14 protein-coding genes are annotated in these 14,088 nt (G+C 66.8%); 4 read left to right on the top strand and 10 right to left on the bottom strand.

Translation table 11 applies throughout. From position 1 onward, the window contains the following. Nucleotides 1–80: 80 nt before the first annotated feature. Nucleotides 81–1,268: a right-handed parallel beta-helix repeat-containing protein gene (locus JL100_RS33455; protein WP_202682953.1), complete on the bottom strand. Its 1,188-nt coding sequence runs from the start codon at nt 1,266–1,268 to the stop codon at nt 81–83. 292 nt (nt 1,269–1,560) lie between these two features. On the opposite strand from JL100_RS33455, the gene JL100_RS33450 reads away from it, so the two are divergent. Further along, the gene (locus tag JL100_RS33450; protein ID WP_202682952.1) at nt 1,561–2,457 is read left to right on the top strand and encodes a sulfotransferase; all 897 of its coding nucleotides are present in this window, start codon (nt 1,561–1,563) and stop codon (nt 2,455–2,457) included. Nucleotides 2,458–2,464: 7 nt separating this feature from the next. Here the strand turns inward: JL100_RS33450 and JL100_RS33445 are convergent, their stop codons facing one another. Continuing rightward, on the bottom strand, nt 2,465–3,214 hold the full coding sequence (locus tag JL100_RS33445; RefSeq protein ID WP_202682951.1) for a transposase: 750 nt from the start codon (nt 3,212–3,214) through the stop codon (nt 2,465–2,467). Nucleotides 3,215–3,482: 268 nt separating this feature from the next. Between JL100_RS33445 and JL100_RS33440 the strand changes: the two genes are divergently transcribed. Both JL100_RS33440 and JL100_RS33435 read left to right on the top strand, forming a co-directional pair. Beyond that, entirely contained in the window at nt 3,483–3,695 is a 213-nt protein-coding gene (locus JL100_RS33440; RefSeq protein ID WP_202682950.1) for an antitoxin MazE-like protein, read from the top strand. Next, entirely contained in the window at nt 3,682–4,011 is a 330-nt protein-coding gene (locus JL100_RS33435; protein WP_202682949.1) for a type II toxin-antitoxin system PemK/MazF family toxin, read from the top strand. The genes JL100_RS33440 and JL100_RS33435 overlap by 14 nt, the downstream gene beginning before the upstream one ends. An 86-nt stretch (nt 4,012–4,097) precedes the next feature. On the opposite strand, the gene JL100_RS33430 is transcribed toward JL100_RS33435, so the two are convergent. From JL100_RS33430 to JL100_RS33415, 4 genes are all read right to left on the bottom strand, one after another. Further along, nucleotides 4,098–5,891 (bottom strand): ABC transporter ATP-binding protein, encoded by a 1,794-nt coding sequence (locus JL100_RS33430; protein WP_202682948.1) that lies wholly within the window; start codon nt 5,889–5,891, stop codon nt 4,098–4,100. Between the two features lie 69 nt (nt 5,892–5,960). After that, entirely contained in the window at nt 5,961–7,112 is a 1,152-nt protein-coding gene (locus tag JL100_RS33425) for a glycoside hydrolase family 1 protein (protein ID WP_202682947.1), read from the bottom strand. 40 nt (nt 7,113–7,152) lie between these two features. Further along, nucleotides 7,153–8,478, bottom strand: a complete 1,326-nt coding sequence (glf, locus tag JL100_RS33420) for a UDP-galactopyranose mutase (RefSeq protein WP_202682946.1) — start codon at nt 8,476–8,478, stop codon at nt 7,153–7,155. Beyond that, complete coding sequence (locus JL100_RS33415; RefSeq protein ID WP_202682945.1) at nt 8,466–9,662, bottom strand: glycosyltransferase family 1 protein; 1,197 nt, start codon at nt 9,660–9,662, stop codon at nt 8,466–8,468. The genes glf and JL100_RS33415 overlap by 13 nt, the downstream gene beginning before the upstream one ends. A 555-nt stretch (nt 9,663–10,217) precedes the next feature. On the opposite strand from JL100_RS33415, the gene JL100_RS33410 reads away from it, so the two are divergent. Next, nucleotides 10,218–11,831: a hypothetical protein gene (locus JL100_RS33410; protein WP_202682944.1), complete on the top strand. Its 1,614-nt coding sequence runs from the start codon at nt 10,218–10,220 to the stop codon at nt 11,829–11,831. 166 nt (nt 11,832–11,997) lie between these two features. On the opposite strand, the gene JL100_RS33405 is transcribed toward JL100_RS33410, so the two are convergent. From JL100_RS33405 to JL100_RS33390, 4 genes are read right to left on the bottom strand one after another with little or no spacing between them, the layout of a single operon-like run. Then, the gene (locus tag JL100_RS33405; protein WP_202682943.1) at nt 11,998–12,195 is read right to left on the bottom strand and encodes a glycine zipper 2TM domain-containing protein; all 198 of its coding nucleotides are present in this window, start codon (nt 12,193–12,195) and stop codon (nt 11,998–12,000) included. A gap of 32 nt (nt 12,196–12,227) precedes the next feature. Next, on the bottom strand, nt 12,228–12,617 hold the full coding sequence (locus JL100_RS33400; RefSeq protein ID WP_202682942.1) for a hypothetical protein: 390 nt from the start codon (nt 12,615–12,617) through the stop codon (nt 12,228–12,230). A 10-nt stretch (nt 12,618–12,627) separates the two neighbouring features. Further along, nucleotides 12,628–13,050 (bottom strand): hypothetical protein, encoded by a 423-nt coding sequence (locus JL100_RS33395; RefSeq protein ID WP_202682941.1) that lies wholly within the window; start codon nt 13,048–13,050, stop codon nt 12,628–12,630. A gap of 27 nt (nt 13,051–13,077) precedes the next feature. Then, nucleotides 13,078–14,079 carry an NAD(P)H-quinone oxidoreductase gene (locus tag JL100_RS33390; RefSeq protein WP_202682940.1) on the bottom strand — a complete coding sequence of 334 codons (1,002 nt, stop codon included), beginning with the start codon at nt 14,077–14,079 and terminating at the stop codon, nt 13,078–13,080. Between the last annotated feature and the right edge of the window lie 9 nt (nt 14,080–14,088).

Raw genomic sequence — 14,088 nt, 5'->3', positions numbered from 1 at the left:
GCCAGCGAGAAACGCCGTTAACTCAAATGGTCGAGGATCGCTGCCGGATGGGCCTGCCGGTCCCGACCGGTCAAGGCCGATCACTCCGAAGAGGTGAAGGCCCTGGCCAGCGCCTCCGCCGGCGAGGCCGGGCAGACCGCGCCCGCGGAACCCGGCAGGGCCGCCACGCCGGCCCGGACCTTCCGCGCGCCCGTGCCGTTGCCCGCCAGGACATAGCCCCGGTCCTGCCCGTCGTCCGGCTGGAAAAACCCCTCCTTCGCGACCGTGTTGCCGAGGATGTGGTTGTCGTGCGACGGGTAGAGCAGCTGTCCCGGCTGCTCGTGCCGGCGGGACCGGACCGCCCCGGACAGGAAATTGTCCTTCAGCACCGACCTGTTGGCCCCGATGAAGGCGACGCTCCGTTCCGGCCCGTCGCCGACGACGTTGCCGGTGACGGTGATGGCCGACGCCTCGAACCCTTTCCAGTAATCGGGAAACTTCCTGTTGAAGCGCGACGTGCCGACGCCGCCGACGTTGATCCCGACGCCCGAGCGCGAGTCGAACTCGTTGCCGGCCAGCGTGATGTCGCGCGATCCCGCCTTCATCGTGATCGAGGTGTAGCGCGCCGACCCGCGGACCGTGTTGAAGGCGAACAGCGACTTCTCCACCGAGACGTTGTCCATCCCCTCCTCGCGCCAGTCGCCGTCGATCAGGTTGCCGACGACCTTGATCTCCCCGGCGCCGTTGAACAGCTTGATCCCGTCGGTCCCGACCCCGGTCACGACGTTGCCGACGATCGCGACGTTTCGGGCGGGATTCTCCCACGGGCCGGCGATCTTGAATCCGCCGAGATCCCCGGCGGAGGTGCCGGAGACGACCTTGAAGCCGTAGATCCCCACGTCGGAAAGTCCCCAGGCGCCGATCGCCGGCTTGTCCGGCGCCCCGACGATGACGGCGGCGCCGACACCGTCCGCCGAGAGCAGGATCACCGGCCGGTCCGGCGTGCCGCGCAGCCGGGTCAGGTCCAGGGACCCGCGGTAGGTGCCGGCCGCCACGCCGATCACGGTCCCCGGCTCCGCCCGGTCGATCGCGGCCTGGATCGACTGGCCGGGCTTCACCGTGACGACCCTGGGCCGCGCGACGCAGGAGGACGCCTTGGAGACCAGCGCCTGCATCGCCGCCGCTTCCGGACCGGTCTGGGCGCCGGCACCTCCCGCCGGGGCGACGGCTCCCAGCGTCGCCAGGGCGACGATCCTTCCGGCGGCAAAAAGACGATCGCGGTTCCGCACTCGCCACCTCTTCACTCTTCTGGACCTCGATCATAGGCCCATTGTTCCGACCCTGGAAAAACTTCTTCATACCTCCTTGGGCGCGTAGCGGAACAGATTGCCCACAATGGAGATTTCGGCGGCCCGATCGGCTCGTTGAGTGCCTATACGCTTGATAAATTTTCCTTCTAAATGAAATGAACGACAATAATCGGACGGGAAGATTCGGGGCGCTTCTTCCCTTGCACCTGAAGTAGTCCGGCTTCGGGCGCGGCGCCAAGCGCTGTTCTGCGCAGGCAAGGTGAGTGCAGGCATGAACACGAGCTACAAGATCCTCTATATCGTCGGCATGACCCATAGCGGGTCCACTCTGCTTGATCTGCTGATCGCCAAGAACTCGCTGGCCGTCAGCGTCGGCGAGGTGTGGCAGCTCGGCAACCTCGCCAACACGCGCTACAAGAAGGACGCCAAGACGCTGCTCGGCAACGAGTGCACCTGCGGCGCCGAGACGATCTGGCACTGCTCCTTCTGGCCGCGGATCGATGCCGTCGTCCAGCGGGAGGGCGGCATCGGCCTGCGCGACCTGGACCTGAACAGCGACGATCCCGAGACCTTCCGGCTCCACAACAAGCTGATCTTCGATGCCGTCGCCGAGGTCACCGGAGCCCGCATCGTCATCGACTCCAGCAAGATCCAGAGCCGGCTCGCCAAGCTGGTCGCCGCCGGATTCGTCGAGGTCCTGCCGCTCCATCTGATGCGCGACCCGCGCGGGCAGGTCTGCTCGATCATCCATCGGGTCCAGCGGTCCGTGCTGCGCCCGTCGCTCCGCTATTGCCGCGAGACGCTGGCGACGGTGATCTTCCTGCACGGCAAGCCCCACCTGTCGGTCCAGTACGAGAACCTCGCCCTCGACCCGCCCGGCGAGCTGCGGCGGATCATGGAATGGGCGGGCTTGGCCTACGAGCCGGCGCAGCTCGCCTGGACCGACCAGGTCAGCCACAACATCGACGGCAACGTGATGCGGCGCTCGACCTCCAACGAAATCCGGTCCGACGAGAAGTGGCGCGAGCGGCTGACCGGCGGCCAGAAGCTCACCATCCGCGCCCTGACACTCCCCGCAGTCGCCCTCGCCCGCCTGTGGGAGCGGACCAAAGGACCGGCGCCGAAGCCCCTGGACATGGCGGTCCCGCCCCAGTCCAGCTCGGCCTGACCCGCGGCTAGTCCAGGTCCCAGTCCCACATCAATTCGTCCTCGACGGGGGCCGGCTCCCGCGAGAGCTTCGGCGACCCCGGCGGCCGGCCCCGCCGGGGAGGATCGACCCGCCGGCCCAGCGCGCGTTCGATCCCGCGGCGGAAACCGTCGCTGCCCGGGACCCATCCCCTCTGGGTCGCGTCACGGAGGATATCGACCTCCTCCTCCGTCGGCCCGGTGCCGAACAGCTCCCGATAGGCGGCCAGCCGCTCCGCGGCATTCCTGCCGAGGGCGGCATAGGTCGGGTGTTCGGCCAGCAGCGGGTCGCCGCGCCCCTGGGCGTTGTGGCGGTAGCTCGACCAGGGATAGTCCTCCGGCCGGGAGACGACGCCGGCCCGCACCGGGTTCGCCTCCACATAACGGTGGCAGGCCAGCACGTAGGTCTCGCTGTCCAGGATGGTCGATTTGTACCGCCCCTCCCACAGCGTCCCGGTCCGCCCGCGGGTCCGGTTGACATGGGCGACATAGCGCCGCCCGACCGACTGCATCAGCCGCGGAATCGACTCCGCCCCGCCGGCCGTGACGACGAGGTGGAAATGATTGGTCATCAGCATATAGGCATGCAGCGCGCACCCCTCCCCCGCCACCGCCTCGCCCAGGTATGTGAGGAACAGCCGGCGGCCCTCGTCGTCGAAGAACACGTCCTGCCGGTTGTTCCCCCGCTGGAGGACATGGTGCGTCTGGCCGGGCAGGATGAGGCGCGTGGGGCGGGCCATGGCGGCGGTCTCCGGTTGGGTAGCCAGCGGTACCATGGGGCGGAGGCGGCGGTCAAGAATCGACTCTGACCCCATTTGCGTGAAGAATCGACTCTGACCCCATTTGCGTGCTGACCCCATTTGCGTGGCGACGGTCACCGGTTGGGGAGCGAGCGGAACCATGGGCGGAGTTGGCGGTCAAGAAACTGCTCTGAACCCATTTTTGAGCTGTTGCGTCCAGGCGTAACGCGTTACATAGTTGTGTGTGCTTCGGAATGGAGTTTCGGCCATGCAACCGGCGGAACGAATGAGAGCGATGCGGGAGCGTCGCAAAAGCCAGGGCTTCCGCGAGGTGCGCTTGACCCTCCCGGATGTCCGCTCCCAAGCGGTCAGGGTCCGGATCGCTGCGGAAGTGGCGGCACTCGACCCTGCCGCGGAAGCGGAGGCGCTTGACTGGATCGAGGCGGTCTCCGAATTCGACGGCGGCGATGAAGCGCGGTGACGTCGTCATCGTCGCCGCTTCCGGCGACTACGGCAAGCCCCGCCCGGCCGTAATCATCCAGACCGACGCTCTCCCCTCGGCGCACTGTTCCGTCGTGGTGTGCCAGATGACCTCCGAACTGGCCGACGCACCGGATTTCCGGGTGACGGTCGAACCCGACGGCGGTAACGGCCTGCGCTCGAGATCCCAGGTCATGGCGGACAAGCCGGTTACGATCCGCCGGGAACGGGTCGGGCAACGCATCGGCCGACTCTCCCCTGCTGATATGGCCCGCCTGAACGTCGCGCTGGCCTTCGTCATGGGATTGGCCGACTGAACCTCGAATGGGGTCTTTGAACGGGGTCCGTGGAATGTATGTGCGGTTTCGGGCCGGGATCCTCCCCGGCCCGAAACCGGGAAGCCCTAATCCGCCGCGTCCACCTGCATGGACTCCGCCAGGCCGTCCGCCTGGAGGCGCCACATGCGGTCGAAGATGCCGCAGCAGCGGCGCAGTTCCGCCGGGGAGCCGTCCTCGACCACCACGCCGTCGGACAGCACCAGGATGCGGTCGAAGGTGGAGACGGTGGACAGGCGGTGCGCCACCGCCAGCACGGTGCGGCCGCGGACCAGGTCGGCCAGCGCCAGTTGGATCTCCTGCTCGGACTCGGTGTCCAGGGCGGAGGTCGCCTCGTCCAGGATCAGGATCGGCGCGTTCTTCAGGAAGGCTCGGGCGATGCCCAGGCGCTGGCGCTGGCCGCCGGACAGGCGGACGCCGCGCTCGCCGACCATGGTGTGGTAGCCTTCCGGCAGCTCGCTGATGAAGTCGTGGCAATAGGCGTGGCGGGCCGCGGCGACCACCTCCTCGTCGGTGGCGTCCGGCTTGCCGTAGCGGATATTCTCCAGGATCGTGCGGTGGAACAGCGCGATCTCCTGCGGCACCACCGCGATCCGGGAGCGCAGGCTGTCCTGGCCCACTTCGGTGATCCGCTGCCCGTCGATCAGGATGGAGCCACCCTGGGCGTCGTCCAGCCGCTGGATCAGCCCGATCAGCGTCGACTTGCCCGAGCCGGACGGCCCGACCAAGCCGACCTTCTGGCCCGCCGGGATCTCCAGGTTGAACCGGTCGAAGACCTGCCGCCCGTCGGGATAGCGGAACGACACGTCGTCGAACCGGATCGCCCCGCCCTGGGCGAGCAGCGGGCGGTCGTCGCCCGGGTCCTCGATCCCGTGGGGCTGGGCGATCACGTTCAGGCTGTCCGAGATCGTGCCGAAGAACTGCGAGGTGCTGACCAGCGCCAGCGCCAGGTCGCGCGACCCGTGGAGGATGCGGAAGGTCAGCGCGCTGATGATGACCACGTCGCCCGGCGTGATCGACCCCGCGCGCCACAGCGTGATCGCCCACAGCAGCATGGAGCCCGCCATGATCCACAGGCAGGCGTCGTGCAGCAGGCGCGCCTTCTCCAGGTACATCCAGCTCCGCTGCTCGGACGCCGCCTCGGCCCCCAGCTCGCCGGCCAGCCGGTCGCGCTCGCGCTGGCGGGCGGAGAAGGCCTTTACGGTCCAGACGTTGGACACGACGTCCACCAGCTCGCCGCCGGCGCGGGACGACTGCCTGGCGAAGTCGTGGTGGATCTCCTTGCCCCGCACGCCGAACAGGATGATCGCCGCCGCGACGATCGCGACGAAGACGGCGAGCGCCGCGCCCATGCGCCAGTCGATCGTGGTCAGCACGATGACCGCGCCGACGATCTCGGTGGACGGCGGGACGATGCTCCAGGTCAGGCCGCGCAGGATCATCCCGGCGGCGTTGGCCGTCGCGGTGATCCTGCCGCCAAGCGAACCGGCCATGTGCTGGCTGAAATACCGCATCGGGTGGCCGGTCAGGTGCTGGAACAGGTCCAGCCGCATGTCCACGCCGGTCGCAACGATCGTGCGGGCGCCCAGCCACCCGCCGCTGCGCCACAGGACGTTCTCTATCGCGATCAGTCCCAGGAACAGGGCCAGCGGGGTCCAGACGTCGGCCGTCGCGCGATCGGGCGAGGCCATGGCGTCGACCAGCATCTTCATGCCGTACTGGACCATCACGGCACAGGCCGCCCCGCCCACGATGATGGTGAACAGCCCGCCGAAGTGCCACGGGCGGGCCTTGATGTATCTCATCAGAAAGCTCACCGGCCGGCTGGGCAGCGGGCCGGCGGTTCTAGGTCCGGATGCCATCTCGTCAAATCCTCTGAAGGGGTGCCGGAGGCTCCGGCACCCCTTCGGCTTTCACATGCCTGTTCCGCGCTACGCCGCGTCGGTCTCCAACTCGGGCATCGCCCCGAGCCTGCCGAAGCGGGCCCGCTGATGGGCCAGTTCCTCGGCCAGCGGCGCATGGACCTCCCGGCGCCCCTCGGCGTCGGGGAAGCCCAGCAGGCCGGTGGCGCAGTGGCGCTCGTCGGCCCAGCCCGGATAATCCACGACGGGATAGAGGCAGATGCCCTCGACCGGGGTGCCGGCCTCCAGCGCCGCCGCGACCTCGTCACAGACATAGCGGAACCAGCCCGCGCGCGGATCGCCCTCGGCCCCGGTCTCCGCGACCAGCACCGGCTTGCCGTAGCGCTTGTGGGTTTCCGCCAGAAGCTCGCGGAAGGGCCGGTAGTGCGGATCGGTCCGCTCGATCATGCCGCCGCCGTGGAACCATTGGTTGTCGGAGTAATAGTTCACCCCGATGGTGTCCAGGTAGTCCGGCTTGCCACCCAGGCCCGGCCAGATCCGGCCGGTCAGCATGTCCCAGGCCTGGTACTGGGCCTGGCGGTAGCCCTCGGCGCCGGCTCGATCGGACGGCTTGCCGGACTTGGCGACCACGTTGATCACCGGGTCGATCTGGACGAACCGGGCGCGGGGCTCCACCGCGCGGATCGCCTCGATCGCCGCGATGGAGGCGCGGACCAGCTGGACCTTCAGCTCCATGCCGCGCCCCCGGGCCATCGGGTTGAAAGCCGCGTTGTCGCCGCCGGCCCAGGCCCAATAGGAGATCTCGTTGATCGGGGCGTAGACCGGCACCTCGCCCGTCTCGTCCTTGACCACCTGAGCGACCGCCCCGGCGAAGGCGGCGAAGCGGTCCACGAAATTCGGCTGCCAGATATCGATGTCGTCCGGCCAGCCGTAGTGGCACAGGTCCCAGATGACCTGCACGCCGGCCGCGCGGGCGGCGTGCAGCATCGGCAGGAAGCTGGACCAGTCGAACCGGCCGGGGCTGGTCTCGATCAGGTGCCAGCGCACCCCGTCGCGAACCGTCCGCATGCCGTGGCCGGTCATGGCGGCATAGTCCTGGGGGAAGAAGCGGCCATGGCCGGTCGCCTCGATCAGATCGAGGCGGCGGCCGTCATGGCGGCGGTGGGTCGAGCACTCAAACCCACCCAGGAAGAAGCTGTCGAACAGGCTGGGTCTATGCATTCATGTCTCTCCGGATGGTCGGGCGGCGCGGAAGGTGCCGTCAATCGCCGGCACCGTGGACCACTTCCGCGCGCAGGGCACCGTTGACATGCGCCATCTCGCGGGCCGCGCGGGAAAGCGCCGCGTCGTGCTGCACCTCGCGCTGCTCGTTCTCGGCGATCCGATTGAACATGGCGAGCGCTTGGCCTACCACCTGGTCCATGTTGTAGTACTTGTAGGTGCCCAGGCGGCCGATGAAGGTCACGTCGGGCGTGGCGTCGGCCAGCGCCTGGTACTTGCGGTACAGCTCGGCGTTCTCCGGGCGCGGCACCGGATAGTACGGGTCGCCCTCGGCGGCCGGATACTCATAGGTCAGGCTGGTCCGCGGATTGACCTGGCCGGTCAGGTGCTTGTACTCGGTGATCCGGGTATAGGGCACGTTTTCCGAGGGGTAATTGACCACCGCGACCGGCTGGAAGTTCTCCTGCTCCACCGTCTCGTGGCGGAACTGGAGCGACCGGTAGGGCAGCTTGCCGAAGCGGAAGTCGAAATACTCGTCGATCGGGCCGGAATAGATCAGCTTATCGTACTGGACCTCGTGCCGGACTTCCTCGAAGTCGGTGTTCAGCATGACCTTGATGTTCGGGTGGTCGAGCATGTTCTCGAACATCCGGGTATAGCCATGCAGCGGCATCTGCTGGAAGCTGTCGCCGAAATAGCGGTCGTCGGTGTTGGTCCGGGTCGGCACGCGCGAGGTGACGGACTTGTCCAGCTCGGACGGGTCCAGGCCCCACTGCTTGCGGGTATAGCCGCGGAAGAACTTCTCGTACAGCTCCCGGCCGACCTTGTTGATCACCACGTCCTCGGACGTGCGGATCTCGGCCACCGGCTCGGCCTTGGACGCCAGGAACGCCTCGGCGTCCTCCGGGGTCAGCTTCAGATTGTACAGCTTCTCCAGCGTGGTCAGGTTGATCGGAATCGGCACCAGCTGGTTGTCGACGTCCGCCAGCACCTTGTGCTCGTAGGGGCGCCACTTGGTGAAGCGCGACAGGTAGGATGCCACCTGCTGCGAGTTGGTGTGGAAGATGTGCGGCCCGTAGCGGTGGATCAGGATGCCGGCGTCGTTATAGTGGTCGTAGGCGTTGCCCGCGATGTGCGGGCGCCGGTCGATCAGCAGGACCCGCTTGTCCAGGCCCGTGGCGAGGCGTTCCGCAAGCACGCTGCCCGCGAAGCCGGCCCCGACGATCAGATAGTCGAAACCGCTGCGCTGATGAGCGAACCTGTTCCGCTTCGCCACGACGTGCGAACCACCGTTGCCGGTGTTCCGCGCCGAGATGGGATTGGACGAATCAGGCGCACCGGCACCTGTGGGCGTCAGAGCGCGCATTCAATCTTCTCCTTCATTTCATTCCAGGTCTTGTCCCACGACATGTCCCGCAGCACCGCATCGGCGGTCGCGAGCAGGCGGTCGCGGTCCTTGGCGTCTTCGAGGGCGGCGTCGATCGCCGCGATGAATTCTTCCGGGGTCCGGGCGATCCGGACCACGCCGGTGTCGCCATAGGTGCGCACCACGTCCTTGATCGGCGTGGACACCGCGGGGCAGCCGCCGGCCAGGTATTCCGGCGTCTTGGTCGGGCTGATGAACCGGGTGGATTCATTCAGCGCGAACGGCAGCAAGGCGACGTCCCAGCCGCTCAGATAGTGCGGCAGCTCGTCATAGACCTTGGGGCCGAGATAGTGGATGTTGGGTCGCTTCGGCAGCGTCTCCGGGTCGATCTTCACGACCGGGCCGACCAGCACGAAATGCAGGTCGGGCCGCATCTCCGCCATGCGGTCGATCAGGTCGATATCGAAACGCTCGTCGATGACGCCGTAGAAACCCAGGCGCGGATGCGGGATCGCGGCCTGGTCTTCCGGATCCTGCTGCTTCACCCGGGCCTGGGCGAAATGCGCCACGTCGACGCTGCTCGGAAACGGATGGGAGTTGGCGTGGAGCGACCGCTTGGCCTCCCACAGGCTGTAGCCGCCGGTGAAGACCAGGTCGGCCTTGGACATCAGGGTCCGCTCGCGCTCGATCAGTTGCGGCGGGGCGCCCTTGAAGGCGGACAGCTCGTCCATGCAGTCATAGACGGTCACGCCGCCCCGGAGGTGGTCCGTGAAGTCCAGGCTCATGGGGGTGTAGTACCAGAGCACCGGATCGACGATCCCTTCCGACGCGAAGAACCCGTCGAGCAGGGTCCGCAGCGTGTCGGCGGTCTGTTCGGGGTTGCGGCGGCCCGGAAGGCGGGGAACCACGACGCGGACGCCGCCCTCCTCGGCGCGGACGTCCAGCCAGGCGGTCTGGCTCTCAGTGTCCACCGGCTCCTCAACGAAGAACACCCGATAATCCCGGGCAAATCGGGACATCAAGTGTTGAGGACGTTGATAGACAAAATTCCACCGCAGGTGCGAAAAACAGACCAGAGACGGCAGATCCTCCTGGACCTGTGGCGTCATGGAGGGAGAAAAGGCCGGCGTGTCTTTGTACTTGGTCTTTCCGATCTCAATCTGGACGGGACCTGCCCAACTCATAATGTCTCCTATCGTCTGTTTCGATATGGCCGGGCAACGGTTCAATCGGCATAAACTCTCTCCTGCCCGAAGCTGGCCGCCTGCAAGCGACGCTACTAACGAGCACAATGGTTTTTCTGTTCCAGGATTTGAATAGCTGTCGAAAAAATGTCTCCGCGTTTCAATGAAACCGGCACTGTTCACGAATCAGCTTTTTATTCCGTAATAAATTCACGCCATCTGGTACATTGCGGATGGCTGGCAATTTGGCATAAACATGACAGCACGAAGGCTGTTATGGGAAACACGTCGGAATAGAACATGTCTCTGACACGATCACTTGCGCCAACCTTAAGGATAAAAAAGGGTTTGCCCGGATTAACACCGTTGTTCAAGTCATCGAACGCCCGTGAATGGTAACTGTAGGCGGCCGATTCTATTGATCGTGGATATGGTTTCAAAAGAGCTGGAGCGATGCATACAACCCCCACCAGTCCGGACAGGTTCCGGTATATGCCGGACCGACCGTCAGGCGGGGCGCCCCAAGGGCCGCCCCTCTGGCACGAACTCGCCTGGATGCTGGCTTTCGTGGCCGGGGCCGTGGTGCTGCGCTCCCCGGCGCTGCTCTACTCGGCCCTGAACTACGACGAGAGCATGTACCTCCTGATGGGGGCGGAGCTGGCCAAGGGCCACCTGCCCTACACGACCGTCTGCGACCTCAAGCCGTTCGGCCTGTTCGCGCTGGCGACGCCGTTCACCATGACCCCGTTCGATCCGGTGATCCTGAGCCGCATCGGCGCCAGCGTGACCGTCGGGCTGACCGCCTGGATGCTGAGCCGGATCGCGGCGCTGCTGTTCGACGACGCCAACCGGGCGATCGGCGTCACCGCCGGCCTGGGCTACATCGTCTTCAGCATCGCCACGGGGGGAATGGCCTTCCAGGGCGAACTGTTCCACAACGCCTGCGCGGTGCTGGCGTTGCTGCTCGTGCTGCGGTCCGCCCGGCGCCGGATGCCGCCCGACCTCGTCACCATGGCGGCCGCCGGCCTTGTGCTGGGGATCGGCGTCCAGATCAAGCAGTCGGTGCTGTTCGACATGCTGGCCTTCCTGGCCGGCTACTTCATCCTGACGACGCCGCATTGGCGCGACTTGGGCGCCCATGCCCGGGCGAGCCTGCGGCCGCTGGCGATGCTCGGCGCCATGAGCCTGGTGCCCACGCTGCTCGTTGTGCTTCTCTACGTCGTCCTGGGGCACTGGGACGCCTGGTTCGCCGGCAACATCCAGGCGCACCGCGTCTTCTACGGCGGGGACCGGGGCGTCGAATGGGACGCCATGCTGCGCGCCCTGGCGGAACAGGCGCCGCTGTGGATCGCGGCGCTGCTGGCCTGCGCCCTGGTGCGGTGGCTGGCCCGCGACGGGGGGGAGAAGCGGTCGGTGGCGTTCCTGGCGATCTGGGCGGCATCGGTGATGCTCTGCCAGATCTTCCTGAGAATCGGCTCGGACCATTACGTGCTTCAGTTCCTGCCCCCGCTGTCCCTGCTGGCAGGTCTCGCGGTCGGACGCGGGCTGCTCCAGCCGGTCCAGGGGCGCCGGGCCAAGGCCGCGGCGCTGGCGGTGCTGGCCGGCCTGAGCGTCTTCGCGGTCGCCAAGGAGCCGCTGATGCACAGCATCTATATCGTCCGCGACCGGCTGGCGGGCGAGACCTGGGCGGGCGACACGCCGCGCCGCGTCGCCGCCGACGTGAAGCCCCTGCTGCGGGAGGGCGACGCGATCTATGTGGTGGGCTTCCACCCTGCCATCTATTTCCTGACCGGCGCCGAGATCCCGACCCGGTTCGCCTTCACGGGAATGCCGAATTTCTATGCGCCGGGACGTGACGGCTGCCCCTGGGTGGAGCCGGCGGTCGAGATGCGCCGCATCCTGGACAGCCGTCCCCGGTTCATCGTCGTCGAGGACGGTATCTACTATCGGGAACTGCGCGATGACGTGCGCGGGATGCTGGATGCGGAACTGGCCGGCAAGTACCGCGAGGTGAAGTCCTACGACCAGCATTTCGTCCACCACCTCTACCCGTTCGAGCGGTTCGTGATGAACGGGGGAGCGCCGGCGACGCTTTACGAGGCGATCGATCCGGAAGAGCAGCCCCAGAGCGGGACCGGTGGGATCGGGGAGGCCGCCGGCGCCTCGTAGGCGCTGGCCGTGCCTGTCTATGGGCAGAAACTCTCCCTTTTCGTCATGACCGGACTTGATCCGGTCATCTCCTGCGAGCCTCAACGTGGTTTTTGTGCCGGGAGATGCCCGGATCAAGTCCGGGCATGACGATAAAAGGAAGAGCAGGCTGGGCTGAATACTATTTTTAGTTTCCGATCGAATGGCCGATCGCTGCGCCGGCCGCGGCGCCGCCGATGGTCGCCGCCGTGTTGCCGCTGCCCTTGCCGAACTGATTGCCGACGGCGGCGCCGGCACCCGCGCCCACGGTCTCGGCGCAGGCCGACAGGACGAGCGGCAGCGCTACGACCGCCGCGAGAGTCTTCAGCTTCATACCCCGGGCCATAGCATTCTCCTCCGTTGATACTCCTGGGGAGATCAACAGGGAGCCGCGGAGAACTGTTCATCCCAGTCGCCGAAAACACCCATAAAGATATCGACGCCGGCGCGCAGGCCGCTGACCACCTGATGGAGTTTCAGGTCGCCTTCGGCCTGCTTGCCGCATTCGGGTATCCGGGCGGGTGTCCGGGGCGCCTGCAGGGCCATGGCGCGGTTGTCGTTGGCCTGCCAATGGTAGGCTATGTCCATCAGCAGGAAGTCCGGAATTTCCTGAGTCAGGAACTGCTGCAACCTGTACCGCGCCATTTCGCCCTCTTGACCAATCAACGACCGCTGCCGGCCGGCACAATGCCCAATAACAGGAAGCGCGCGTCGAGGCATTTTTGTGAAACGGGCGTGAAATGGCCGGGTGATGCCCCTTTGCATCATGCCGAAGGGCTTATCCTCCGTGGAACCCCTCCAGCCGCTTCTCGCCGCGGCCGATCGCAGGCTGGAAATGGGCGTCCCGGGCAGCCTGGATGACGCGGTCGATGAAATCGCGGTATAGCCCTTCCACGTTGGTCGGGTTGTCCTTGGCGTGGACCGCCTTGGCGGCATCGGGTTCCGCCTTGTCGAACCAGGCATTGTCGTCGTCGCGGACGGAATAGACGAACACCGAATCCTGGTCGTGGGCGTCCTCGGCCACGTTGTGCTGCGCCTTGGTGAGGTTGAAGGCGCCGTCCGCGTCGGGGGCGGACAGGATGCGAAGGCCGTGCATCACCATCGCCTTGCCCCTGGCGTTCATCCCGGCGTCATGGATGAAGCTGTCCAGCGGGTAGTAGGACTCGATGGTTTCCCGACGGTCGATATTGACGCTCTGCATTGAACTCGGTCTCCGGATCGGTTGGAACTAATCACGCACGCTCAGGGCGATCTTGCCGATATGCCTGTTCGACTCCATGAGCGAATGGGCATCGGCCGCCTGTGCGAGGGGGAATACCTTGTGCAGCACCGGCCTGACCCGGCGCTCCGCCAGCAGCGGCCACACGCGCTGGAGCAGATGGTCGGCGATCACCGCCTTGTCGGCCGCCGGCCGGGACCGCAGGGTCGAGCCGGTCATGGTCAGGCGCTTCAGCATGACGGGGAAGAAATTCACCGGCACCTTGCCGCCCCGCAGGAACGCGATGCTGACATGCCGTCCGTCGGGCGCCAGCGCGTCGATGTTGCGCGGCAGGTAGTCGCCGCCGACCATGTCCAGGATCACGTCCACGCCCTTGCCGCCGGTCGCTTCCTTGACGACCTGGACGAAATCCTCCTGGTGGTAGTCGATCGCCCGGTCCGCCCCCAGTTCGGTGCAGGCCCGGCACTTCTCCGGGCCGCCCGCCGTGGCGAACACCCGGGCGCCGAACGCCTTGGCGAGCTGGATCGCGGTCGTCCCGATGCCGGACGTGCCGCCATGGACCAGGAAGCTCTCGCCGGCCTGGAGCCGGCCGCGGTCGAACACGTTGGACCAGACGGTGAAGAAGGTTTCCGGCACGACGGCCGCCTCGGTCATGCCCATGCCCTCGGGGATGGGCAGGCACTGGCCGGCGGGCGCCGTGCAGTATTCCGCATAGCCGCCGCCGGTCAGCAGGGCGCAGACCGGGTCGCCGACCTGCCAGCCGGTCACCTCCGATCCCACCTCGGCGACGCGGCCCGCGACTTCCAGCCCCGGGATGTCGGTCGTGCCGGGCGGCGGGTCGTACTTGCCCATGCGCTGGAGCACGTCGGGGCGGTTGATGCCGGCGGCATGGACCTCGATCAGGATGTCGCCCGGTCCGGGATCCGGAACGGGCCGCCGTGCCGGCTTCAGCACCTCCGGGGCGCCGGGCGAGGTGATCTCGATCGCCGTCATGGTGTCGGGTTTCGCCATCGTCCTGCT

Source organism: Skermanella mucosa (assembly GCF_016765655.2).
In the GTDB taxonomy this organism is placed as follows: domain Bacteria; phylum Pseudomonadota; class Alphaproteobacteria; order Azospirillales; family Azospirillaceae; genus Skermanella; species Skermanella mucosa.
The sequence above is the reverse complement of the archived record's forward strand: the minus strand, read 5'-3'. Positions and strand labels throughout refer to the sequence as shown.

Coding starts and splice junctions, on each gene's coding strand:
- JL100_RS33415 (WP_202682945.1), bottom strand. CDS start 9,662: ATGAGTTGGGCAGGTCCCGTCCAGATTGAGATCGGAAAGACCAAGTAC.
- JL100_RS33450 (WP_202682952.1), top strand. CDS start 1,561: ATGAACACGAGCTACAAGATCCTCTATATCGTCGGCATGACCCATAGC.
- JL100_RS33425 (WP_202682947.1), bottom strand. CDS start 7,112: ATGCATAGACCCAGCCTGTTCGACAGCTTCTTCCTGGGTGGGTTTGAG.
- JL100_RS33390 (WP_202682940.1), bottom strand. CDS start 14,079: ATGGCGAAACCCGACACCATGACGGCGATCGAGATCACCTCGCCCGGC.
- glf (WP_202682946.1), bottom strand. CDS start 8,478: ATGCGCGCTCTGACGCCCACAGGTGCCGGTGCGCCTGATTCGTCCAAT.
- JL100_RS33405 (WP_202682943.1), bottom strand. CDS start 12,195: ATGGCCCGGGGTATGAAGCTGAAGACTCTCGCGGCGGTCGTAGCGCTG.
- JL100_RS33430 (WP_202682948.1), bottom strand. CDS start 5,891: ATGGCATCCGGACCTAGAACCGCCGGCCCGCTGCCCAGCCGGCCGGTG.
- JL100_RS33395 (WP_202682941.1), bottom strand. CDS start 13,050: ATGCAGAGCGTCAATATCGACCGTCGGGAAACCATCGAGTCCTACTAC.
- JL100_RS33410 (WP_202682944.1), top strand. CDS start 10,218: ATGCTGGCTTTCGTGGCCGGGGCCGTGGTGCTGCGCTCCCCGGCGCTG.
- JL100_RS33440 (WP_202682950.1), top strand. CDS start 3,483: ATGCAACCGGCGGAACGAATGAGAGCGATGCGGGAGCGTCGCAAAAGC.
- JL100_RS33435 (WP_202682949.1), top strand. CDS start 3,682: ATGAAGCGCGGTGACGTCGTCATCGTCGCCGCTTCCGGCGACTACGGC.
- JL100_RS33445 (WP_202682951.1), bottom strand. CDS start 3,214: ATGGCCCGCCCCACGCGCCTCATCCTGCCCGGCCAGACGCACCATGTC.
- JL100_RS33400 (WP_202682942.1), bottom strand. CDS start 12,617: ATGATGCAAAGGGGCATCACCCGGCCATTTCACGCCCGTTTCACAAAA.